This window comes from Runella aurantiaca (genome assembly GCF_003339505.1).
GTDB classification, from domain to species: Bacteria; Bacteroidota; Bacteroidia; order Cytophagales; family Spirosomataceae; genus Runella; species Runella aurantiaca.
Window position 1 is genome coordinate 127,874 of the sequence record NZ_QPIW01000010.1, and the last position, 24,446, is coordinate 152,319.

Annotated in this window: 15 protein-coding genes; 8 read left to right on the forward strand and 7 right to left on the reverse strand. The window is 44.9% G+C overall.

What is annotated here, in order from left to right; all coding sequences use genetic code 11:
- Positions 1-2: 2 nt before the first annotated feature.
- A complete protein-coding gene (locus DVG78_RS14160) occupies positions 3-554 on the reverse strand; it encodes a cupin domain-containing protein (RefSeq protein ID WP_114461717.1) in 552 nt (183 codons plus the stop codon).
- Positions 555-907: 353 nt separating this feature from the next.
- Here DVG78_RS14160 and DVG78_RS14165 point away from each other — a divergent pair, with 353 nt between their 5' ends.
- From DVG78_RS14165 to DVG78_RS14170, 3 genes are all read left to right on the forward strand, one after another.
- A complete protein-coding gene (locus DVG78_RS14165) occupies positions 908-2,059 on the forward strand; it encodes a DUF4249 domain-containing protein (RefSeq protein ID WP_114461718.1) in 1,152 nt (383 codons plus the stop codon).
- Positions 2,050-2,211: a hypothetical protein gene (locus tag DVG78_RS30080; protein ID WP_158550031.1), complete on the forward strand. Its 162-nt coding sequence runs from the start codon at positions 2,050-2,052 to the stop codon at positions 2,209-2,211. Before DVG78_RS14165 ends, DVG78_RS30080 begins: the two co-directional genes overlap by 10 nt.
- Positions 2,212-2,331: 120 nt before the next feature.
- A complete protein-coding gene (locus tag DVG78_RS14170; protein ID WP_114461719.1) occupies positions 2,332-2,718 on the forward strand; it encodes a hypothetical protein in 387 nt (128 codons plus the stop codon).
- Between the two features lie 120 nt (positions 2,719-2,838).
- Here the strand turns inward: DVG78_RS14170 and DVG78_RS14175 are convergent, their stop codons facing one another.
- The 6 genes from DVG78_RS14175 to DVG78_RS14200 all read right to left on the reverse strand — a co-directional run bounded on the left by DVG78_RS14175 (position 2,839) and on the right by DVG78_RS14200 (position 11,653).
- On the reverse strand, positions 2,839-3,552 hold the full coding sequence (locus DVG78_RS14175; RefSeq protein WP_114461720.1) for a LolA-like protein: 714 nt from the start codon (positions 3,550-3,552) through the stop codon (positions 2,839-2,841).
- 57 nt (positions 3,553-3,609) lie between these two features.
- Positions 3,610-6,177 (reverse strand): TonB-dependent receptor, encoded by a 2,568-nt coding sequence (locus DVG78_RS14180; RefSeq protein WP_114461721.1) that lies wholly within the window; start codon positions 6,175-6,177, stop codon positions 3,610-3,612.
- Positions 6,178-6,414: 237 nt separating this feature from the next.
- Positions 6,415-8,532, reverse strand: coding sequence for a M3 family metallopeptidase (locus DVG78_RS14185; protein WP_114461722.1), 2,118 nt, complete (start codon positions 8,530-8,532; stop codon positions 6,415-6,417).
- 144 nt (positions 8,533-8,676) lie between these two features.
- Positions 8,677-9,495, reverse strand: a complete 819-nt coding sequence (locus DVG78_RS14190) for a hypothetical protein (RefSeq protein ID WP_147277082.1) — start codon at positions 9,493-9,495, stop codon at positions 8,677-8,679.
- 368 nt (positions 9,496-9,863) lie between these two features.
- Positions 9,864-10,571, reverse strand: a complete 708-nt coding sequence (locus DVG78_RS14195) for a LytR/AlgR family response regulator transcription factor (RefSeq protein ID WP_114461724.1) — start codon at positions 10,569-10,571, stop codon at positions 9,864-9,866.
- Between the two features lie 26 nt (positions 10,572-10,597).
- Positions 10,598-11,653, reverse strand: coding sequence for a sensor histidine kinase (locus tag DVG78_RS14200; RefSeq protein ID WP_114461725.1), 1,056 nt, complete (start codon positions 11,651-11,653; stop codon positions 10,598-10,600).
- 314 nt (positions 11,654-11,967) lie between these two features.
- Here DVG78_RS14200 and DVG78_RS30575 point away from each other — a divergent pair, with 314 nt between their 5' ends.
- The 5 genes from DVG78_RS30575 (at position 11,968) to DVG78_RS14225 (ending at position 24,414) form a co-directional block, all read left to right on the forward strand.
- On the forward strand, positions 11,968-14,376 hold the full coding sequence (locus tag DVG78_RS30575) for an ABC transporter permease (protein ID WP_114461787.1): 2,409 nt from the start codon (positions 11,968-11,970) through the stop codon (positions 14,374-14,376).
- 74 nt (positions 14,377-14,450) lie between these two features.
- Entirely contained in the window at positions 14,451-16,898 is a 2,448-nt protein-coding gene (locus DVG78_RS14210; RefSeq protein WP_158550032.1) for an FtsX-like permease family protein, read from the forward strand.
- A 104-nt stretch (positions 16,899-17,002) separates the two neighbouring features.
- Positions 17,003-19,423 (forward strand): ABC transporter permease, encoded by a 2,421-nt coding sequence (locus DVG78_RS14215; protein ID WP_114461727.1) that lies wholly within the window; start codon positions 17,003-17,005, stop codon positions 19,421-19,423.
- Positions 19,424-19,544: 121 nt separating this feature from the next.
- The gene (locus DVG78_RS14220; RefSeq protein WP_114461728.1) at positions 19,545-21,971 is read left to right on the forward strand and encodes an ABC transporter permease; all 2,427 of its coding nucleotides are present in this window, start codon (positions 19,545-19,547) and stop codon (positions 21,969-21,971) included.
- 97 nt (positions 21,972-22,068) lie between these two features.
- Entirely contained in the window at positions 22,069-24,414 is a 2,346-nt protein-coding gene (locus tag DVG78_RS14225) for an ABC transporter permease (RefSeq protein ID WP_114461729.1), read from the forward strand.
- Positions 24,415-24,446 lie beyond the last annotated feature (32 nt).

Here is a 24,446-nt window from a genome sequence, read left to right on the forward strand (position 1 = left end):
GGTTATTTTACTGGTTCGGGGGCATCTTTAAAATGCTCATACTTATTAAATAGCCTACCTATTCGATACGCAATAGGCATCACAACATTCCTGACGAAGTATGGTATTTCGTTCATTTCATATTCACTCGCATAGCGGGTGAGAAGGTAAGACGCATCAAAAAATTCAGGTTGGGCTTTGCCTGATTTATTTTGAGCGGCAAAGATGCTACTCAGAAAAAATATAATGGTGTTTGCGGGCTTCAACCACGCTTCACAGTGCAACACCTCCGAGCCATCGTTCCAAAAACGGTGAGGAACGCCTCTTTTGAACACAATCGACTCCCCTACATTTGCGTACTGCTTAGGCTTTCCAGCCAATTGGTAGCCTATTCGGCCTTTTAAGACTGTAAAACCTTCGTCTTGCAGCCAGTGTGTATGCATGGGTGGGCCGCTACCAGGTTGTACAAAGTTTTCGCCAATCAAAACATCACCGTCTGGCTCATGTAGTATTCGCTTAAAAATCAATTTTTCACCAAGGTGATTATCGATGGTCTGTGGCAATGAGTAGTCCATAGCTTTAATAGGTTTATTGTTTATTTATATGAAATTTATCATTAATGCATCTTACATGTGAATACACCTTTAAGGGCTGTTTATAATAAAAAACTTTCAATGGCATACTCGACTACTATACAGTGAAGTATGGGTACAAATATCGGTCTTGTGTTAAGTGTGCCCAATAGTGAATGAAATGGAACGGGAAAAGTTGTCATTAAAGCGACTTAATAGGGACATAAAACGACTCCCATTAATAATCAATAAATGATATGTGGCCTCGAAGCGGCCCGATGAAATCCAAAAAAATAGGTGCTTGTTGTAGGTATTCTAATGAGAGACAGAACTTTATAGAATAAGTCCGATAAGTCATGAAAAATCACGTTAAGTTACTCTATCTATCCATACTGTCGTTGGGGTTGTATTTAGCATATAGTTGTGTTCAACCCTATATGCCTCCAGAAATCACGCAGGCGGCCAGCTTTCTGGTAGTAGATGGCTCCTTGAATGTCAGCCCTTTGACTACCAGCCAAATTAAATTGAGCCGCACCCAAAATATCAATGAGAAAGACCCGCCCATGGTGGAGCGGGAGGCCACGGTCAGTGTAGAAGGTGACAAAGGCAGCAATTTTAAATTTGTAGAAATGCAACCCGGAATTTATACAGTGGGAGCCATTGCTTATTTAGATAACGAAAAATTCCGACTCCATATCCGTACAAAAAACGGCAAAGAATACATCTCTCAGTATGTACCAGCCATGCAAACGCCTCCCATTGATAGTGTCACTTACAGAGTGAGTCCAGACAAAACAGGCGTACAAATCAATGTTAATACGCATGACCCGTTGAATAAGACCCGCTTCTACCGGTGGAATTTTGAAGAAACCTGGGAGTATCAAATGCCACTGTATACTGGCTATGAAGTAATTGGCAAACAAATTAAGGGGCGAACAGAAGATGTTAATAGGTGTTGGGATAATCGAAAATCGACGCTGATTACGGTTGCCTCGTCCATTAAACTCAGTGAGGATGTTATTCGGGATGTACCGATTACGTTTGTGCCTGTACTCGGTGATAAGTTGCGGATTAAATACAGTATTCTGGTAAAACAGTATGGAATTTCGCAGCAGGAATTTGAATACTGGAATGCACTTTCCAGAACCAACGAAGTAACGGGTGGGCTGTTTGATTCTCAGCCATCGCAAGTAACGGGCAATATTTTGTGCATTAGCGACCCAAATGAAATTGTTTTTGGTTTTTTTAGCGCGTCTTCGATGCAAGAAAAACGACTATTTATTACAGAAAATCTGGGCGGACTTACTTTCTTGGATAGCTCCTGCGAACCTATCGACACATTACCAGCATCTGAAGCGATAAGGATGTTTGAGATGTTATCTCATCTAATTTTGGTAGAATTCCCCGTTCCTGGTTCCCAAGAACTTTGGTATACCACTGGCAGTGCGGCCTGTAGTGATTGCCGAGAACTGGGGGGAACAAACAAAAAACCAACTTTTTGGAAATAGTCGGTCAATGGTACGACCCAGTTACGAATGAGTTTTCTGAGGCTAAATTGCTAATCAAACAAGGAATCATTGAAGCCTCTTCTCCCCAAAATGGCGACATGGGATTGGGGCTAAAGAAAAAATATATTTCCATTCATCGGTGTGTTTTTTGAGACCATCTACTAGAACAGTCGATTGGTAGATTAGACTAAAAGTGCGTTAAACGTTGGGTTTTCATTTCGTTCTAACCTTCGTAAACCAACAAAAAACAAGCAATTCAAATAACAGCAACCATGAAAAAGACCATCTTAGCCATCGCCGCTTTCGCTCTTTTGAGCATCGCAACTGTCAATGCCCAACGCGGCCAATATCCAAGCCAACGTCCTAATCAGGCACCACAATTCGACAATCCTCGAATTGATAATGCCTACGAAGAACTAAAAATCAACCGATTGGATAACATCGTCAAACTGACGCGTAAGCAGGAGAATGAGTTGAAAAGAATCGAGAATCATTATGACCGCATCCTGAAAGGACGACGTCTCAGTGGCCGAGATATTCAGCGTTTGGAAAACGAAAAACAACGCGAAATTTGGTCCGTTTTGACACCCGTACAACGTCAACGTTTAGCGGCCCACCAACACAATCAAAAATTTGACCGCCCCTATCGCAGAGGTTAGTCGTAGAGAGTAAGCCATGAAAATAATCTGTTGAATAACTAGTAAATACACAAAGCCGCCCCTTTCGGAGCGGCTTTGTGTTCAACAGATGGTGAAGAAAATGTGTAGCCTCTTCACTTCTTACTTCGTTGGCTTCTTAAAAATAGATTCGTCTACCTTTGCATTGACCGTCACTTTGTTGGTGATAAAAGTCAAGGCTCCCATTTGACTAGTCATATCCATGGTATTGGCCATCTTGATGCCTTCTACCTCTTTATAATCTGAAAACATAATTTCGCCATCTTGACCATTTATCGTTGTTTTCAGCTTGGTCAACATAAAGGTGTTAGCATCAATGTATTGCTCCATCACCTGACCGTCTTTCGTCGTAACTTTGAGGTGATAAGCATCGTCTTTTTCTACTTTTTCTTTGCCTACCAGCTCTACTTTATTGCCTTTGTCTTTGTAATTATACAACTCGCCAAATGGGTCTAATTGGCCCGACTGTTGCTTCACCATTTCGGCAGGCATGTCTTCTGGGTCTCCCGTTCCACCCATCATGGCGGGACGTATCATCCAACCCGTAGCACCCTCCACCACCTGCACCATAGAATTACCCATTACCGACGATTCCGTACGCAAGGCCTTGCCCACCATCACCGTCGTTTTGTTAGGAATTTCCATGTTTTGAACCGAGAGTGTGCGCTCAATCACAATTGTACTTACCCCTTTTAATTTATCCGCGCCGCCCATTGCCGCAATATGTTTATCCACGATTTCATCCACCGTTTGGGCGTACGAACTGATTGAAACGAAGGCGACCAATGTTGCAACCAAAAGTTTGTTTGTTTTCATTTTGTTAGGATTTTTAAGTTATAATACGTTAATTATGAATAGGTTAAAAATAGTCCACTAAGGTCTTGAGGCACCGCCTGCGGGAGCTGCTCCAGGGGCCGCTTGGCCGTTTCCTTCCGTCTTTACATCGTCATTGTTGACCGAGCGGGCTTTCTTTTTAGGAGCTTCCATGGTCATTTTTCCAATTTTGTAGGTGAATGTCATACGCACACCTCGGTTGTAAAGGTACACATCACTTACCTGATTGAATTGGGCAGAATTGAGTTCGGTATGGATGTTGAAACGACGGCTCAGGAAGTTTTCTCCCGCCAACCCGATACTGCCTTTTTTGTTTTTAAACTCTTTCTTGATTCCTACGGTATAAAAACCGAATCCTCCCTGCATTCCCTGCAACTGCACCTGCGAACCTTGCAAAAATCCAAATGCCTGCGCCCCCCAACCATTTTTAAATTGTGCCTGCGAAAACAACCCACCACTTACGTTAAAACCGTCATTGGTGAGATTTTGTGACACCCCGTTCTCTCCCATTGCTTGTCCGCTCAGGGTAGTGTAGAATACATTTGAGAAAATCCCTACGTTGATTTTGGAGGTAACGGCAATGTTGGCAAAAATGTTGGTCCCGTAAGCGTGTTGACGACCAATGTTTTCAAACGTAGTCACAATCGCACCCGCCAGAGTGTCGGAAGGGCGTCGTACTTGCGAAATGGCATTATTGGTCACGCGCCCGAAAAAGGTAGCATTTACAAATACTTTTTTGATGGTTTTGCTCAATCCTAATTCAAAGTTGTTGGTCAATTCAGGCCGCAAACTTGGGTTACCAATCGTGATATTTTGGGGGTTGGCGGCGTTGAAGTTAGGGTTCAGCTGCTGCAATCCTGGGCGCTGAATCCGTCGGTTGTAGCCCAATTTTAAGGTCGTACCTTTAATGGTTTTGGAAGCGTTGACGCTCGGCACCAAGACGCCATAATCACCGATTCCGATGGGACCACCTTCGCGGGTGCTGGCGTCGATGAATGTGTGTTCGTAGCGCAATCCTCCTTTGAAAGTATAACGCTTTTTAGTGGTGTAGGTGTAAGATGTGTAGCCCGCCGCGATGTTTTGGTGATAAATCAGCTCGCCAGAGGGTTGATTGATTTCTTTGGTAAATTCACCCGTTGGACCCGCCAATAAGTAGCGGTAATCGCTGGTAACTTCCCGAAAAATCCCTTTTGCTCCAAATTCTAGCAACTGGTTTTTCTTAATCGGTGTTTGATAATCCGTTTGCAACGTAAATTCCTGATTTACGTTAGCGTTAAGGTTTCGTTGGCGGCTCGTCAGGCTGCCTTCGCCGTTCAATAAATTGGCGTCAAAATCATTCGTCAAGCCATTGCGGCTGTAGAGCGTCGAAATGCTCCATTCTTGCTGCGGTTTTTTGTAAGTATGCAGGTAATCCACGTTGATATCAACCGTTCCTGACAGGTTTTTAGCATCTACATTGCGGCTCGAAGCCAATCCACCCACACCGTTGGTAAACAATCTTGTTACCAAATCTTGCTGGTTCACCATGTTTCGAACCCCATAACGTACCCCAGCGGTGATGCTTTGGTTTTTGGCCAAGTCGTAGTCAAAACCAAGGTTATATTGCCCAAACAACATGTTGCTGCTACCATCGCCCGTTTGTCGGGTCAGCGTGGTGATACCATTGACGATGCCCGTTTGTTCCAGGCTCGTTTTGGTAATTACGTTGTAGTTGGCGCGGCCAAATCCACCGAGCGTAAATCCTGCTTTCCCCTTTCGGTAACTTCCGTTGAGGGCCAGCGAAGAGCCTCGGTTGCCCACGCCACCGTCTATGTTCAGGTTCATTCCCTGAAGGCTGTTTTTCTTGGTAATGATGTTGATAATCCCTGCCGAGCCTTCGGCATCGTATTTTGCCGACGGGCTAGTAATCACTTCCACAGTTTTGATTTGGTCGGCAGGAATTTGTTTCAACGCGTCGGAAACACTGCTGGCAATAATAGTACTGGGTTTATTGTTAATCAACACCCTAATATTTTGACTACCCCGGAGCGATACGTTACCGTCTAAATCTACTGTGAGCAAGGGCACTTTGCGCAATACATCGGCCGCGTCTCCTCCTTTGGCCGAGATATCTTTATCGGCATTGTACACCAAGCGGTCCACTTTTTCTTCAATCAAAGCGGCCTGCCCAGTCACAACTACTTCACTGAGGGTCTGCACATTAGTTCCTAGCTTTATCACCCCCAGCTCTAGTTCTTGACCTTTGGTCAGCGTTATGTTTTCAATCGTTTTGTTCTTAAACCCCAGAAAAGAAATGAGCAAACGATACTCTCCTTCCACGATTTTATTCAAAACAAATTTCCCTTTTTCGTCAGCAACAGTCCCATCTACGGCTTTGCCAGTGCTTTTGTTGTAGAGCGCAATATTGGCAAATTCGACGGCTTTAGTAACTGATGAATCCACCACAAAACCCGTAATTTTAGAGCTACCTTTCGGGGTTTGGTCGCCCGCCGTTCCGGGCAGGGCTTTGGTCGGAGCGGCTCCCCCCATCGGAAACTGCGCCATTGCGGGCGTCAGGAGGGCAGAAGCAAGAAGTGTAATAGCGAGAAGAAAATAAATTTTTTTCATGGTTGTATAATTGGTGCTGTAAAGGTGAGTCGGAATTAATCCCGCAGAAAGCAAAATAGGATAAAGCCCGGAATCGAAAGGATAGACAGGCCTTATTGGCTGATGGAAAGCAAACCCGATTATTGCATCTACCCCCAAGACTCGGGCTTCTCCAAAGCAAAAAAGGAGACCTGAACAAACGTTCAAATCTCCTTAATCAAATCTCCTTAATATGGATAACTATTAACGGATAACTCCTCAATTCACGTCCTTCATCAACCCCCGACGGCGCAGGAGCGGTTTAATGTCTGGCTCGGCGCCACGGAAGTTGAGGTAAAGTGCCATCGGCTCGTCGGTTCCGCCCTTTTCGAGTACGTTTTTACGGAAAGATTGAGCCGATTTGGGGTCAAAAAGGCCTTTTTGCTTAAAAACTTCAAAAGCATCGGCATCCAACACCGCCGACCAAATGTAGCTGTAATAGCCTGCCGAATACCCGCCCGAGAAAATATGCTGGAAATACGTGGTGCGATAACGCGGCGGGATTTGAGAAATCAGGCCGATTTTGTCCATCGCTTCTTTTTCAAACGTCAGTACATCCGTCGGCGTTTGCCCAGGCTTTAGGGTGTGATAACTCATATCCAACAACGAAGCCGCCAAGTATTCCGACGTTTCAAAGCCCTGATTGAACAAACTGCTTTTTTTCATTTTTTCAATAAGGGCCTCAGGTATCACCGCGCCTGTTTGGTAATGTTTGGCGTACAATTTCAACATTTCTGGCTCGGTGGCCCAGTTTTCCATGATTTGCGAAGGCAGCTCCACAAAATCACGCGGCACCGACGTGCCCGACAGGCTTCCATAATTGACGTTGGAAAGTAGACCGTGCAATGCGTGCCCAAACTCATGAAAGAACGTCTGCACTTCATCCATGCTGAGCAAGGCGGGGGCATTGCCCGAAGGGCGGGAAAAATTACAAACGATGGAAACTACCGGAGCTACGCGCTTGCCGTTTTCCATTTCTTGCTTGCGGTAACTCGTCATCCAAGCACCGCCGCGCTTGCTCGCACGCGGATGAAAATCCATGTATATGACGCCCAAGTGTTGCCCATTGGTCTCTTTTACTTCATAAGCCGTGGCCTCTTCGTGGTACACGGGAATATCGGCACGCGGCTCAAATTTCAGGCCGTAGAGTCGTTCGCAAAGCGTAAAAATACCCTTACGCACGTTTTCCAACGAAAAATAAGGACGTAATTCCTCTTCGTTGAGGTCGTATTTTTGCTTGCGCAATTTTTCGGCGTAGTAGCGCCAATCCCAACTTTCTAGTTTTTCGTTTTTGCCGTCTTTGTCCATCAACGTCTGCAACTCAGTCGCTTCCTGTTTGGTCACGGGCACGGTGGCAGTCCACAATTGATTCAACAATTCGCTCACTTTGGCGGGCGTTTTCGACATACTCTCTTCCAACACGTAGGCCGCATGGTTTTCGTAACCAAGCAAGGCTGCTTTTTCGGCCCGCAACGCCACGATGTTTGTCATGATGGCTTTGTTGTCGTAAGCGTCGTTGTGGTTTCCGCGTTCGAGGTAGGCTTTAAAAATCTTTTCCCGTAATGAGCGATTATCGGCGTACTGCAAAAAAGGCATAATGCTGGGGTTTTGTAACGTAAACACCCATTTACCTTCCATTTTACGTTTTTTAGCATCATCGGCAGCGGCGGCAATCAACGACTCTGGCAAGCCACTCAAGTCTTCTTTTTTATCAATGACTAACGTATAATTGTTGTTTTCTGCCAACAGATTCTGACCAAACTTTAAAGTCAGCAGCGACATTTCGGCGTTGATTTTACGCATCCGTTCTTGCTTTTCGGCCGAGAGTGCCGCGCCGCTACGCACAAAGCTTTTGTAGGTTTTTTCGAGCAACATCAGCTGTTCTCGCGTTAGTTTTGCGGTACTACGTTGGTCATAAACGGTTTTTACCCGCTTGAACAATTCTGCATTCAGTTGGATATCGTCGCGGTGCTTAGACATTTTGGGCGACAGCGTTTGCGCAATTTTCTGAATACCGTCGTTGGTATTGGCGCTATTAAAATTAAAAAACACGGTTCCGACGCGGTCCAGCAAATCGCCGCTGTTTTCCAGCGCCAAAATCGTATTGGTAAAGGTTGGCACTTCTTTTTGGGCGGCAATGGCCGCAATCTCCGCCGCCTGTTGTTTCATACCTTCGATAAAGGCGGGTTCAAAATGCTCATTTTTGATTTGAGCAAAGGGCGGCACGCCAAAAGGCGTGTTGTAGTTACTAAAAAAAGGGTTTTGGGAAGCAACATCCATGGACACAAGCACAGTCAAGTAAATTACTGATAATAAAACGGTTACGGTCTTTTTCATTGCAGTACGTTAATGAAGTTTAAAACAAGAAGTCAAAGGTAGAGGCAGATTGGCAAATATCAAACGGTGGTTATTTTTAAAAATCCATAAAAAAACTCGTCGGTTTTTATCCGACGAGTAAAGCAATATTGACCGAGGTGGTTTCTAATAACGATATTCATACAAAACATCTGACAATGCATCTCGTTTAATCAGCATTCTAGAAACACGGCCTTTAATGTCAAAGGTATATTCAAAATCAAGCACAAAAGTACTGCCACCTAAGGAAGGTACACCGATTACTGCCTTTTTCAGCAATTTACTACTGTATTTCCCTAAAAAATCACCTCTGAAAGATAAATGGTTAGTCGTCCAATAGGTAACTTCCTGACGAATGGTATTGGGATAATCAGTATATTCGTATGATATATTGACTCTTTCCCCTTGATGGGTTGTACCTTTCCACTCCAATAAATCTCCGTTTCCGCTGTATTTTAAGGTTGTCAGGTAAAGTTTATCCGTCATGGCCACCAAATAGCCATTTTTATAAAAATATTGATTATTGGCCTCCTTCCCACTTGGAAAAAAACCTACGGCACTTTCAGCTAATCCGTTCTGATTGAGTTGAAAATTGAGTTCCTGCTTACCAAATTTACCAGTAGCTTTCCGAGCCGTTTGGTCAAGGGTAATATCAAGTACCGGACCTTTATCCGTAGAGATTTGCACTAATTGCTCCTGTGCATTGTAACCAAACTTAAAAGTATCAATGAATACAGTACCCAGCGCAACATTTACCGATTTAGGAAGGGCATTAACTATCAAGGGAGACTGAATATCGGGATGTTCATCGGTATATTTTTTCGCTTTTTCGGCAAGCGTCAGTTCTGGTACAGTAGGGATTGGTGGTTCTTCGGAGTCTATTTTTTCACAAGCCGATAATCCCATTGCTAATACAAGGCTAAAAAGTAGAACGTTGGATTTCATGGAAATAAAATAGAAGTTTGTGATTTATAACGCATTACACTTAGAAATATAACGTCAATCACTCTTTTTTAGTACGTTTTTCAAACATTTTCGGCGGCTAACTGCTTCGGAACGTCATCGTTTTCTTTAACAACATAATCCAATGAGTATGGCATATAAAAACACCCCTCCCGCAGTGCCAAAGGGGTGTAAGACTATTATCTATCTACTTAAATAAATTAAGCAACTTTAAAACTACTATTCTGCGTCAATAACCACAATAAAAATCAGCCAGAGAGGATGAATTTATCGACAGACGCACTCTCTAACCAGGGAAATAAGTTCGGGCAAACAAACCCCATTTGTCTCCTGTATAAGCCTAACTTCCCCTATACTCCCATTAATTCTTTGAAAGCATCCTTGTACAAATCGCCCACGGAAAGCGTTGTTTTTCCGATAGAAACGGCATTTCTACTAATAGAATCTACTTTATGAATAGCGACAATGAACGAGCGGTGTATCCGGAGAAACTTTGAGGGAGGTAGCTTGTCTTCGATGGCTTTCAGGCGGCTCAGCGTAATGATGGGAGCGGCAGGCGCGGTGAGATGAATCTTGACGTAATCCTTGAATGACTCGATGTATAAAATAGAATCAAAATCTACCCGAATCAGTCTGTAGTCAGATTTCACAAACATGCAGTTGTCTTGAAGGTTATTTTCAGCCAACTCAAAATGGTTTTTTCCCTTGGTGGCGGCCCTTAAAAACTCTTCGTAACTGAATGGTTTCATCAGATAATCCAGCGCATCTACTTTGTAGCCTTCGACCGCAAACTGGTTGTAGGCCGTGGTAAACACAATGCGGGTCTGCACCAATGAATTTGTTTGGCTGATAATCCGCGCCAGCTCCATTCCGTTTAAATCTGGCATCTGAATATCCAAAAAAACAAGGTGTATTGGCTGGTTATGAATGGCTTGTAGCGCTTCTACCCCGTTGGCATACTGGCCCGTTAAGTTTAAAAAAGGAGTTTGCACCACAAAAGTATTGAGCAGCCCGAGTGCAGGTGGTTCGTCATCTACGGTAATGCAATTTAATTTCATGGCTTTTTTGACGGGAATGGTGGTATCTACAATTCTACTTTCAACTCAACTTGGTACGTTTTGTTTTCAAAGTCTTCATCAATGATAAGCGAATGTCGACCTGGATAAAGTAAATCAAGCCTTCGTTTGGTATTAACTAGCCCAATACCCCCGTTGGTATCCCCAAAAGCATCTTTATTGGGATGTATTTGATTCTTTACTTTTAGGGTTAGGATACCATTTTGGGCATTGAGCGCAATCAAAATGGCCGTTTTGTTCAGAGAACTGGTCCCGTGTTTGAAAGCATTTTCAATGAATGGCAGCAGAAGCATGGGTGCTACCGAATATTCATGGTCCGACTTAAATTCTTGAACCTCCAAGGTTGTGTATGCATGAAGACGCAATTTCATCAGTTCAATATAGTCATTCATGAAGGAAATCTCCTGACTTAACAATGCCTTCTCTAGCAGGGTCTCGTACAATAAATAGCGCATCATGCGAGAAAGTTTCAGAATCGCTTCTCTAGATAGAGGAATATCGGAATAAGTCAGAGCATAAATATTATTAAGGGTGTTGAAAAAAAAATGGGGATTTATCTGCGCTTTTAACAACGCTAACTCCGAAGCAATGTGCTGTTTTTCAATCATTTCATGCTTTTTTACTTCCGATTGCCATCTCTGAGCAGCCGCAAAACTGGTACTGATAACCATGACCAAAATAGCAACCATAAACAGATGAACATCGAGGGTATATTTACTCTTAATGCTTTTACTGCCTTTCAAGGCCGCCATCTGTTCATTTACATGAAGATTAATTTCTATGATTCGGGCCAGTACCAAAAAACAAACGATAGCCCCCACAAACCACACAATAAACACCGTTTTTTTTTCATTGACTAAAAACGCAGGGACCATGTAAAGGGCGTTGAAATAAAACATCCCTGCCAACATAAAAAAATTCAATATCTGCTTAATCCAAAAGGCCGTAGGGACGGTCATATCCCAAGTAAGGGGTGGATAAAAAAGGACAATAAATCCAAGCAGCAACCACACCATGATGTGCACCAAAACGGTTAAACTGCTGATTGATTTTCCTAATTCCATAGTATTAAGCTAAGCTACAAGATTATAATGAATTGGGGAAAACCTCAAACTTAATCGACAGAAAGACCATTTTTACGGGCGTATCTTAAAACTTTATCGGGCAAAATATAGAGAATAACTCCCTTCAATGCAGTTTAGCAGTATCAAATCAGGCAAAAAACCAATCGTTGGCATGTCCGCAAACGAAGCTAAACCTGTCCGTTTGCGGACATTTTCTTTAGAAACCAAAAACACAAATCTTTATTTATCAATTACTTACTCTTCTGGTACATCATTTGAACAATTTTCAACAAGCCTTTTCTTCTTCTTTTGTTATGATACGGAATTATCTCAAAACCACGTTGCGCAACTTGTGGAAACACAAGGCATTTACATTTATCAATGTATTTGGTTTGGCGGCGGGCTTGACCGCCTGTCTGCTGATTGGCTTGTACATCCAACACGAACTGAGTTTTGATCAATTTCACCAAAACGGTTCCCGCATTGCACGGGCGGTGATGCATTATAGTATTGAAGGAACCGCCAACAAAACCGTCATGACGGGCACCAAAGTCGGGCCAGCGTTTCGGCGCGACTTTCCCGAGGTAGAAGGCTTCGTTCGGGTCTCCGACCCCGCCCACTCTCAAAGTACCGTCGTGGTCAAACAAGGTGACTTGTTGTTTAACGAACCTCGCTTTTGCTGGGCCGACTCATCTTTCTTTGATTTCTTTTCGTTCAAATTATTGAAAGGAAACCCAAAAACGGTGCTCAACGCCCCAAATCAGGTGGTTCTGACGGCCTCAACCGCCCGAAAATACTTTGGAATAGAAGAACCTGTGGGCAAAATCATTCGACTGGAAGACAAAGTAGACTATTTAGTGACAGGCATTGCTGAGGATGCTCCTTCCAATTCTCAATTACAATTTGATTTTGTGGCGTCTTTCAACTCACTTTCGGCCGCTAAAACCGAGACGTGGTGGAACGCCAATTACGTCACTTATTTACTGCTGCGCCCTTCTACTTCGATAGCTGCGCTTCAGTCAAAAATCGCCTCGTACATGCGCCAACAGTCGGCCGAAACCGAAATGACTGGTAACAATTTTGTCACTTATCTGCTCGAACCTCTCGCCGATGTTCACCTCTATTCCGAAGCCCAAGGTGGCATGAGCGCCGCTGGCGACATCACCTACGTCTATATTTTTTTGGTTATTGCCTTGCTTATTTTGGTCATTGCCGCCACCAACTACATGAACCTCACCACCGCCCGCGCCACCGAGCGCGCCAAGGAAGTGGGCATGAGAAAAGTACTGGGGGCCTTTCGCAGACAGTTATTTTGGCAATTTTTGAGCGAGTCGTTGGTGCTTACCTTGGTTGCATTAGCGCTGAGTTTAGCGGCGGCAGCAGCCTTTTTGCCGTCGTTTAATCAACTTTCTCAACGCCAACTTTCATTCAACGTTCTCTTTCAACCCATTGGAATCTTGTCATTGACGGGCATTTGGCTGCTGGTTAGTTTTGTAGCGGGGAGTTATCCCGCTTTGGCGCTGTCGTACTTCCAGCCCATCAAAGTATTGAAAGGCGCGTTTAAGAATACGGCTTCGGGGTTATTGTTGCGTAAATCCTTGATTGTGTTACAGTTCATCATTTCCGTTTTTCTGATTGTGAGTACACTCGTGGTCAACAATCAGATGAATTATATCCAAAACAAGAAACTGGGCTACGATAAACAGCACATTATTGCTTTACCAACGGATGGGCGCATCAATAAAAATCTGAAGGCGCTGAAAAATGAATTTACGCAAAACCCCAACGTCAAAAATGTAGCACTGGCGTACGAAACGCCCACGTTTATTCAATGGGGCGACGGTGTGGAAACCGTAGGCACATCCAATCCCGTCCAGAAGATGATTACGGCATTTCCGGGAGATGAAGATTTGGCCAAAACCTTAGACATCAAGATTATAGCGGGCAGCGACCTTACCGAGGCCGACATACAACTGCTCAACGCTGAAGATGATTCCAAGAGCGATTATCGCTTTTTAATCAACGAAACATTGGCCAAACAACTAGGTTGGAAACCACAGGAAGCTGTTGCAAAAAAAATCAAATTGGGCGGCCGTTTGGGAGAAATCAAGGGCGTTTTTCGCGATTTTCACTTTGCTTCGATGAAACAGCCCATCGGTTCTTTGGGTATTTTTCCAGTCACTTGGGGCAACGTATTGTTGGTCAAAATGACGGGAAATAATATTCCGCAAACGCTGTCTTTTTTGGAAAACAAATGGAAAACGCTTGCGCCACATCGTCCATTCAGCTACACCTTCCTTGACGAAGAATACCGCCAAATGTACGCCAACGAAAACCGCATCAGCCGCGTGTTTACGGTGTTTGCGGGCTTGGCTATTTTATTGGCTTGTTTGGGCCTATTCGGCTTGGTGGCATACACTACTGCCCAACGCACTAAGGAAATCGGCATTCGGAAAGTGCTGGGTGCTTCGGTGTTGGGAATCACGGCGTTGTTGTCAAAAGATTTCTTAAAACTCGTGTTGATTGCCATCGTCATCGCCTCACCTATTGCGTGGTATGCCATGAACGAGTGGCTCAAAGACTTTGTCTACCGGATGGACATCCAATGGTGGGTATTTGGGTTAGCGGGAGTTGTTGCCGTCGGTATTGCTTTATTAACGGTCAGTGCGCAATCCATCCGAGCGGCTCTGATGAATCCCGTAAAATCATTGAAATCGGAGTAAAAACGGACAACGGAACAATGGAGAACGGGCTTCTTTCTTCTTACTCCGTTTTCCATGTTCCAAACACAAAAACTATGTTACGCAATTACATTCGCATTGCTTTTCGGCAAATCCGCAAAAATAAACTCTTTTCCTTCGTCAATTTTGCGGGATTGACATTGGGGCTGACGTTTTGCTTCCTGACGTTCATCTGGTACCGTTTTGAACACTCCTACGACCGCCATTATCCCACCACCGACCGTCTGTATCGCCTGAATTATGAGCTTAATTTTACGGGAAGTGCTTTTACCATCACGCGCTCACCAGCACCTTTTGCGCCAATGCTCCCGAATTATTTCCCCGAAATTGAGCAAACTACGCGGTTTTATCCCCGTAGCATCAGCGTACGAATCCCCGGCCAAGACCAGGGCTTTGAGGTAGAAAATGCTTTTTTTGCCGATTCAACCACTATGCAGGTCTTTGGGTTTGAAACCCTCCAAGGCGACCCTGACCGCGCGTTGCATACCCCATTTTCGATTGTATTGACCGACAAAACGGCTCTGCGCTTTTTTGGCAAAGAAGATTGTATGGGCAAACAGTTAATGCTCGCCAATCAGGGGCCTTTCACAGTGGGCGGCGTGATACGCTCCCTGCCCGAAAACGCCCACTTTACCTTTGACTTTCTGGCTCCTTTCCGCAATATCGCCGATGTGGAGCCTGATTTTGCTCGTGAAGGCATCGTAGACGTCATCCAAAACAACAAATTGGCCTCTTATGCCACTACCTATGTATTGCTAAAAAAAGGGGCAAAAGCCTCCTCCGTCAATGCGCGGTTTAAGGATTTTGTCCTTAAAAATGGCATGAAAGAAGTACGGGACAAACAAAATTTCGCCCTCTTTCCAGTACGCGACATCCACTTACAATCAACGGCAGAAGGCGAAGTAGTTCCTACCGCCAACCCCGATTTCTTACAAATATTCTCCCTGATTGGAGTACTCATTTTGGCCATTGCGGTGGTTAATTTTGTCAATCTCAGTACCGCCGCCCAGCTGAGTCGCGCCAAAGAAGTGGGCGTGCGAAAAGTACTTGGCTCCCAGTCGTGGCAAATCGTCCGACAATTGTTGACGGAAACTTTTTTATTGGGACTTCCCGCTTTTTTGCTGGCCTTACTACTCACCAAACAGTTTTTGGGCCAAATGGAAACCTTTTTTGGTCGAAAACCCGACTTTTCTTTCGTCCAAAATGCAGAAATGCTTTTGCTGTTTTTGGGGGTATTTACGATGGCCTGTTTATTGGCAGGGGTATACCCAGCCGTTTTTGCTTCGCGCTTCAAGGCCACCGACATTTTTCGTGGAAAAGCCAGCGGCAAAGGCCAAGGAGGCAATTGGCTGACCCAAGGCCTCATTACCCTACAATTCACCGTAGCGGTGGCCCTGCTTGCAGGCGCAGGGATTGTGCTGCGGCAGATTGACTATTTAAAAAACCGCCCCTTGGGATTCAACCGCGACATGACACTGGCGGTGCCGCTCTTCAGTCAAAATATGAACAATCTGTTTTCGCCTGGTGACCAACAACTGCGCAATCGGACCAATGCGTTTGAGGAAAAATTACTGCAAAACCCTTCCATTAAAGCCGTCACCTTGGCCTCAAACCTACCGGGAATGGGCGGTGCGCGTCACCCCATTGCGACCGAAAAAATCAGAATTGAAGACGGTATAGTTCTTCCCGGTATTTCGGTTGACTATGACTTCATTAAAACCTTCGACCTGAAAATAGTGGCAGGTCGCGATTTTGACAAAACTTACGGCACTGATCATTTAGAGGGTTTTATTATCAACAACGAAGCGGTAAAAGCCCTTCATTTTGGGTCACCGCAGGCCGCTATCGGCCAGAATATCCAACGCGGCGGCAAAAAAGGCCGAGTGGTAGGTGTGGTCAATGATTTTCACTCCGAAAACCTTCGTACGGGCCTAAGCCCTTTATTTATGGAGGTAAGTCCTGGAACATTTTCTCAATTTGGCATTAAAATTTCATCGACCAATACCCCCGCTACATTGGCTTATGTAGAAAAAACGTGGAAAGAATTTTTCCCCGAAAAAGTATTCCAACACCGCTTTTTGGATGAGTCGCTCGCTGATAGCTACCGAGAAGAAAGTCGATTTGCGTCCCTCATCGGATTGTTTGCCGGGGTGGCTATTTTCTTATCCTGTTTTGGTTTGTTTGGCATGATTGCGTTTGTGGTGCGGCAACGTACCAAAGAAATCGGCATCCGAAAAGTGTTGGGCGCAAGCGTAGGGAGTGTCGTAACGCTTTTGTCGGCCGATTTTATCAAACTCATTCTCGTCGCCATATTCATTGCCAGTCCGATTGCTTATTTTTTCTTGAATAAATGGCTGGACAATTTTGCCTACCACATTACGATTCAATGGTGGATTTTTGTGGTGGCTGGATTGGTCGCGATAATTGTTGCCCTGATTACCATCAGTTTTCACAGTATCAAAGCCGCATTGGCCAATCCCGTGAAGTCATTAAAAACGGAGTGAAAAATGGAGAACGGTACAAGGGGAGAACGAAGAACGTATTTCCGTGCTCCTTTTCCCAAATTCCGTTCTCCAGAACTCCGTGTTCCCTTTTTCCTATAAAAACTATGTTACGCAGCTACCTCAAAATCGCTTTTCGTAGCCTTTTAAAACACAAAGGTTTTACGTTTATCAACATTGCAGGTCTCAGTTTGGGACTGACGAGTTTTTTGGTCATTGCGCTCTACGTGCAAGATGAGTTGGGTTACGACCGTTTTCACCAAAAAGCCGACCGTATTTACCGGGTTTCGCGGTATTTCAAGTCGACCGATGGCCAAATCAGTCTGCGACTGGGGACGGTAGCGCCCGCTTTTTTTCCGCATTTCAAGAATGATTTTCCCGAAGTAGAACAAATAACCCGCCTGTTGGAATACGAGGGAACAATGAGATTGCCCGATAATTTGGAGAAAAAATATACCGAAGACAAGCTGTTTTTTGCCGAAGACAATGTCTTTAAAGTGTTTGATTTCAAGCTGTTGGAAGGAAATCCTGACAAAGCACTTTCAGACCCCTTTACGGTAGTTTTGTCAAAACCGATGGCCGAAAAATACTTTGGGAACGTCAGCCCCGTTGGAAAACTCATCAAGTTTGATAGCCAATACGACTTTCGTATTACAGGGGTTTTTGAACCACTTCCCGCACAGTCGCACATTCACCCCAACGTTTTGTTTTCGGCGGCTTCACTCAACGACGAACGCCTGTACGGTGCCGAAGGTTTACGTAGCGACTGGGGCGGCAACAACTTTGCTACCTATTTTTTACTCGCTGCCAACTACGACCCCGCCAAACTAGAAAAAGCCTTTCCGGCGTTTCAGGACAAGCACCTGCCCGAGCACAACGGTACAAAAGGCTCCAAATACTCTGAACTTCATTTGACCAAAGTCCCTGATATTCACCTTTATTCACACTTAGACTACGAAATTGAGCCAGGTGGCGACATCAAATACGTCTACATTTTTTCGGCCATTGCATTGTTTATTTTGCTGATTGCCTGTATCAATTACATGAATCTGGCCACGGCCCGCTCGGCCAGTCGCGCCAAGGAAGTAGGAATGCGGAAAGCAGTGGGGGCATTACGTCAACAGCTCATCGGCCAGTTTTTGAGTGAATCTGTTTTGGTGACGTTTTTTGCGTTGCTATTGGCATTGATTGCCACGGCGGCGTTGCTTTCTACGCTCAATGATTTTACCAACAAAAACCTCTCTTTCACGCAGTTATTCAGCGGACAGTTCCTATTGACGGCCACTTTAGCGGTGTTACTCACGGGTTTGGCCGCGGGCAGCTACCCCGCTTTTTTTCTGACGGCCTACCAGCCTATTCAAGTCCTGAAAGGCAGTATTGTGAATGCCCTCAAAAACGGAAAACTGCGCCAAGTACTCGTGATTACGCAGTTTGCCATTGCCTGTGCCTTGATTATTTGTACGAGCGTGGTCTACAATCAACTTGATTTTATGATGAACCAAAAGACGGGCTATAAAAAAGAGCAGATTTTGGTCATGTCGGGTGTGGGAAGTTCGGCGGCTGATTTTGAAACGCTGAAACAACAACTCAAACAACATTCGGGCATCACCAACGTGACGCATTCTTCGCGCGTACCCACGATTCGGTTGTTGGATTCGATGGGCGCTTCCGTGGCCAAAGGGGATACCACCACGCCCGTCAGCACCGAAATCAAGGGACTTTCGACCGATTATGATTTTATCAACACTTACGAAATACAACTCGCCGCTGGCCGTGATTTTTCACGGACTTTTGGAGCCGATACCACCAATTTTATTCTCAACGAAGCGGCCATAAAAGCAATCGGATGGAAAAACAACGAAGCAGCCATTGGGCAACGCTTCAAATATGGCAACCTCGACGGACAAGTCGTGGGCGTAGTCAAAGATTTTCATTTTGAATCACTGCACCAGAAAATTGCCCCGATGGTGATGTTTATGCGTCCAAGCTGGCGCAGTCGGCTGTCGGTGAGTGCCAAAACGGGTGATTTGCCCGCAGCCATTGCGCACGTTGAAAAGGTGTGGAAACGTTTTTTTCCAAACAATCCGTTTGAATACACCTTCTTGGATGAACGCTTCAACGACCAGTACCAAACCGAACAAAAGCAGCGCACGCTCTTTTTGATTTTTGCGGCCATTTCAATTTTCATTTCCTGTTTGGGCCTGTTTGCTTTGGCCACCTACACTGCCGAGCAACGCGCCAAAGAAATCGGTATCCGGAAAGTGCTAGGCGCCAGCGTGGGCAGCGTCGTAACGCTGCTTTCAACTGATTTTATCAAACTGGTTCTTATCGCTCTCCTCATCGCTTCGCCAGTTGCTTGGTATGCCATGCACCTGTGGCTCAAGGATTTTGCGTACCGGATTGATATTCCGTGGTGGGTCTTTGGCGTTACCGCATTTTTGGCGGTTGGCATTGCATTTCTGACGGTGAGTTTTCAGAGTATCAGAGCTGCATTGATGAACCCCGTAAAATCTTTAAAATCGGAGTGAAATTTGGAATATGGAAAAAGGGGAACACGGAGACCGTATTTGTTCCGTAACTCCGTACTCCGTAAAACTCCATGTTCCATAACTCCGTTTTTCCATCTTCCCTCATTTAACCCAAAAAGCCATGTTAAAAAATTATTTCACAACTGCCCTCCGCGCCCTCAAGCGCGACTGGAATTACTCGCTCATCAACATTGCCGGACTCACTTTCGCGCTGGCTTGCTGCCTCATGTTGTTTTTGGCCATTCGCTACGAACTAAGCTACGACCGACACAACGCCAATGCCGACCGCACGTACCGAATCATTACCTACAACAAAACCTCCGAAGGAGATGGCCGCAACACTGGCCTTCCGTTGCCTGCTTTAGCAGCTCTACGTAATGATTTTCCCGAGCTAAAACACCAATTGACGATGGTTTATGACCTCTACGGCGCACTGGTAAGGGTCAATAACCAAAAAGCGAATAAGTTTCAGGAAGAAGGCAGCGTTATCGCTTTTATAGAGCCAGAATATTTTCAATTGTTTGATTATCAATGGAAAGCGGGAAATGCAAAAGCTGCCTTGAAGAATCCAAATACGGTTGTATTGACGGAACGCATTGCAAAGAAATATTTTGGCGATGTTGACCCGATGGGACAATCCATCAAGATTGAAAATAAAATGGATTTCGTCGTAACGGGCATTGTAAAAGACCCACCAGCTACGACCAGTTTGCCCTTTGAGGTTCTGCTGTCATTTGCTTCGCTCAAACAATACGGTGCCAACGGAGACTGGGATTCTTGGGGCTCTACCTACAGTGGTGCTCAAATTTATCTGGCATTACCCGAAAAAGTAGCCGCCGCCCAAATGCAGCAGCGGTTGGTGCCGTTTGTCAACAAATACCTCGAGCCCGACGATGCCAAAGAGATTCAATACGAATTACAGCCCCTGACTGACCTCCATTTTGACACCCGTACCGAGAACCCTGCGAGCCGAACCGTTAGCAAACAGATGATTTGGGCCATGGCGCTGATTGGGTTGTTTATCCTGATTACGGCCTGCGTCAATTTTATCAATCTGGCCACCGCCCAAGCCCTGCGCCGCGCCAAAGAAGTGGGAGTACGAAAAGTATTGGGCAGTTCTAGATTTCAGTTGGTGCGTCAATTTTTGAGTGAAACGGGCCTAATGACGGGTTTCGCTATTTTGTTAGCCTTTTTAGTAGCGTATTTATCCATGTCTTACGTCGCCGAATTACTTGACATCAAAGCCACTGCACTCGTGCTGTTCGACCCAGTAGTTATTGGTTTTGTACTGTTGTTGGCGTTGGTCACCACCGTGCTGGCTGGTTTTTACCCCGCATTGGTTTTATCTGGTTATCAGCCGATTCTGGCGCTAAAAGGCAAAATGCGCATGACAGGGGGCAACCAGTTATCGCTTCGCCGAGGGCTGATTATATTTCAGTTTGCCATTTCACAGATGCTCGTTATCGGCACCATCATCGCTTACACCCAAATGACTCACCTTCGTTCGGCAGATTTAGGCTATAACAAAGAAGCGGTGCTGACAATCAATATCCCCGAACGCAAGCCGGGCCAACTCGAAACACTACGGGCACAATTGGCCGCGTTGCCCAACGTTAAGTCGCTGAGTTACGGCATCTCGGTTCCCTCTTCAGACGGCAACTGGTGGTCGAGCTTCCGATTTGAAAACGCCGAAAAGGAGGCCGATTTCGGCATCGTGATGCGCATGGCAGACACCTCCTATATCAACACCTACGGCCTGCACCTGATAGCGGGGCGAATGTACCTACCCGCCGACACCATACGAGAAGTCATTGTTAATGAGTCATTTGTAAAAAAAATGGGCTTTCAAAACCCGAACGAGGTCATCGGCAAGCACCTAACAATCGGCGGGCGCAGTAGAGTCAAAAAACCGATTGTTGGGGTAGTCAGAGATTTTAACACTTTTTCGCTTCACCAACAAACCAATCCATGTGTATTAACCACCCGGCGCGATACGTACCAATCGCTCGGCATTAAACTTTCGACGCAACAGGGTGGCACTGAGGCCATCAGTCAATTAATCGGCCAAGTAGAAACTACTTGGAATGCCACTTTCCCTGATTTTGCGTTTAAATACGAGTTTTTGGACGAAAAACTCAATAACTTTTATAAAAACGAAGAACGCATGTACGCACTCTTCCGGTTGCTGGCAAGCATTGCCATTTTTATTGGTTGCTTGGGGCTATACGGCGTAGTGGCCTTCATGGCCGAATCAAGGACCAAAGAGGTGGGAATCCGCAAAGTATTAGGCGCTTCTACGGGTCAAATTGTGAGCCTATTTTCCGTCGAGTTCATCGGTCTGGTGTTAATTGCGTTGATTATTGCGTCACCCATAGCGTGGTACGTGATGAACAAATGGCTGGCTGATTTTCCGTATAAAATCGACATTGAATGGTGGGTTTTTGCGGCTACGGCGCTCCTTGCGGTAAGTGTTGCCTTTCTCACGGTCAGTTTTCAGAGCATCAAAGCCGCGTTGATGAACCCCGTGACGAGTTTGAAATCGGAGTAAGTATTCGGAGCACGGAGTTGCGGAACACGGAGAAAGTACATTTTCCGTGTTCCGCAACTCCATTCTTCCCTGTCCCAATAATGAAACCCTAACAACCATGTTGCGCAATTATTTTAAAATCGCATTGAGAAGTCTGTGGCGTCATAAATTGTATAGTAGCATCAATATCATCGGGCTAGCTGTTGGTTTGGCGGCCTGTTTGCTGATGTCTTTGTACGTGCGTCATGAACTGACGTATGACAGTTTTCACACAAAGGCCGACCGCATCATACGAATCACCTCCTTTTTGAAAACACCTGACGAACCGATGGCGGTGGCCAACAGCCCGACACTTTTAGCACCTTTTCTTAACCGTCATTACCCCGAAGTAGAAAAAGCGGTGCGTTTTCATTCTGTTGCAGCAACCATTAAACATAAGGCCAAGCTATTCAACGAAGGCGATGTATACTATGCCGACCAAGCCGTATTCGACGTGTTTTCGTATCCTTTTGTGGCAGGAAGCAGCCAACAGGCATTGACTCAACCCAATACCGCCGTTCTTACCGAAACCTTGGCAAAAAAATACTTTGGGGATAAAGACGCGGTAGGCCAAACACTTCAAATTAACAAAACGCCTTACCAGATTACGGGCGTTATGGCTGATTTGCCTTCTAATGCCGATCTGAGAATCAATATCTTACTTTCTCGTGACTTTTCAAAAGCCAAAACTTGGATCATTGACGACCTCTCTGTTTATACCTATGTTTTATTGAAAGGAACAACGAATTTAAAAACACTTGAGAAAAAACTGAATATTCTTAGCCAACGTTATATTCAGCCTGAATTAAATCAAATGGGCGATGAAGGGTATTCATTGGAGTTTCAAACCGAATGGCTGAATGATGTCCATTATAGTGAGGGAAAACTGGAAGATACGCCCAAGGGCAACAAACAATACGGCTATCTTTTTTCCTTTCTGGCCGCGTTTGTATTGGTGATTGCGCTGCTGAATTATATCAGCCTACTTACCGCACGGGCTACCGAGCGCGCCAAAGAAGTCGGAATTCGGAAAGCAAACGGAGCTTTCCGGACGCAATTGATTCGACAGTTTTTGTTTGAATCATTGCTCATAAGTACGCTTTCCGTACTTATGAGTGTGTTGCTTTTACAGATAGCAATTCCTGTTTTGAATGATTTATTGGAAATTCAACTCCAAACCAGCTGGCTTCAACTCAGCATTTGGATTGCCTTGGGTTTAATCATCACTACGCTTTTAGGTGGACTTTATCCTGCCTTTGTCCTATCGGCTTTTCGCCCGACCGAAGCGTTGCGAGGTTTGGTAAACAAAACAGGGAAAGTCGTTTGGCTGCGTCAAAGTATCACCGTTTTTCAATTTGTGTTGGCCGTCGGGATGATCGTGGGCGTGTTGGTCATCTACCGGCAAATGGATTTTTTACAGAATCATTCTCCGGGTTTTGATAAAAATCATATTCTGGCAGTGCAATTACCTGCTGATTCCTTGGCTCAAACCAAAGGTCACGCGTTGGCCGCCACACTGCGTCAACATCCTGATACTCAAGACATCACCGTAAGCTCAGGCTTTGAGCCTATTGCTATAGGACCAGCAATCTTTACTTCAAACGGTAAAAAACGCGAAGTTATGGTTCATTTTTCTTTCATAGACGAACATTATGTTTCGGTGCTTGGTATGAAATTGGCCGCAGGTCGCAATTTATCACTCACCAATACTTCCGACAAAAATGAAGGTTTTCTGGTCAATGAAGCATTTGTTAAAATGAGTGGTTGGAAACAACCCATCGGACAACCTATTGATGGATTTGGCCATAAAGGAAAAATCGTTGGAGTCGTTAAGAACTTTCATTATAAATCATTGCACAATTTAGTTGAGCCACTGGTCATGGTTTATAACAAATTTCCACCTCATAATTTAATTGTAAAAACACGCCCTGAACACCTGACGACTGTCAAGAAAGCGTGGCAGCAACATTTCCCTTATGACCCTTTTGAATATTCATTTCTCGACAGCACTATCGAAAAACAATATCAGAAAGACCACCTCATGATGGTTTTGTTCAATGCCTTTGCATTTTTAACGATTTTGGTGTCGAGTTTGGGGCTGTTTAGTTTGGTTACGTTTACGACCGAAATTCGCACCAAAGAAATCGGGATTCGCAAGGTTTTAGGCGCTTCGGTGGCAGGAATCACCACGTTATTGTCCAAAGATTTTTTAAAATTAGTAGTCATTGCCATTGTAATTGCCTCGCCGTTGGCGTATTACGCTATGAATCTATGGCTACAAAATTTTGCCTATCATATTGAAATCAGTTGGTGGATGTTTGTCTTGGCGGCAATTCTGGCGGTTTCTATTGCGCTTATCACCATCAGTTTTCAGAGTATCAAAGCCGCGTTGATGAACCCAGTCAAATCGTTGAAATCAGAATAAATATTGGGAACACGGAAAAAGGGAGAACGGAG

What these genes read in the sequence shown, in the direction of transcription:
- DVG78_RS30575 (WP_114461787.1), top strand. Translation starts at nt 11,968, where the DNA reads ATGATACGGAATTATCTCAAAACCACGTTGCGCAACTTGTGGAAACAC.
- DVG78_RS14165 (WP_114461718.1), top strand. Translation starts at nt 908, where the DNA reads ATGAAAAATCACGTTAAGTTACTCTATCTATCCATACTGTCGTTGGGG.
- DVG78_RS14210 (WP_158550032.1), top strand. Translation starts at nt 14,451, where the DNA reads ATGTTACGCAATTACATTCGCATTGCTTTTCGGCAAATCCGCAAAAAT.
- DVG78_RS14190 (WP_147277082.1), bottom strand. Translation starts at nt 9,495, where the DNA reads ATGAAATCCAACGTTCTACTTTTTAGCCTTGTATTAGCAATGGGATTA.
- DVG78_RS14185 (WP_114461722.1), bottom strand. Translation starts at nt 8,532, where the DNA reads ATGAAAAAGACCGTAACCGTTTTATTATCAGTAATTTACTTGACTGTG.
- DVG78_RS14180 (WP_114461721.1), bottom strand. Translation starts at nt 6,177, where the DNA reads ATGAAAAAAATTTATTTTCTTCTCGCTATTACACTTCTTGCTTCTGCC.
- DVG78_RS14195 (WP_114461724.1), bottom strand. Translation starts at nt 10,571, where the DNA reads ATGAAATTAAATTGCATTACCGTAGATGACGAACCACCTGCACTCGGG.
- DVG78_RS14200 (WP_114461725.1), bottom strand. Translation starts at nt 11,653, where the DNA reads ATGGAATTAGGAAAATCAATCAGCAGTTTAACCGTTTTGGTGCACATC.
- DVG78_RS14215 (WP_114461727.1), top strand. Translation starts at nt 17,003, where the DNA reads ATGTTACGCAGCTACCTCAAAATCGCTTTTCGTAGCCTTTTAAAACAC.
- DVG78_RS14225 (WP_114461729.1), top strand. Translation starts at nt 22,069, where the DNA reads ATGTTGCGCAATTATTTTAAAATCGCATTGAGAAGTCTGTGGCGTCAT.
- DVG78_RS14170 (WP_114461719.1), top strand. Translation starts at nt 2,332, where the DNA reads ATGAAAAAGACCATCTTAGCCATCGCCGCTTTCGCTCTTTTGAGCATC.
- DVG78_RS14220 (WP_114461728.1), top strand. Translation starts at nt 19,545, where the DNA reads ATGTTAAAAAATTATTTCACAACTGCCCTCCGCGCCCTCAAGCGCGAC.
- DVG78_RS14160 (WP_114461717.1), bottom strand. Translation starts at nt 554, where the DNA reads ATGGACTACTCATTGCCACAGACCATCGATAATCACCTTGGTGAAAAA.
- DVG78_RS14175 (WP_114461720.1), bottom strand. Translation starts at nt 3,552, where the DNA reads ATGAAAACAAACAAACTTTTGGTTGCAACATTGGTCGCCTTCGTTTCA.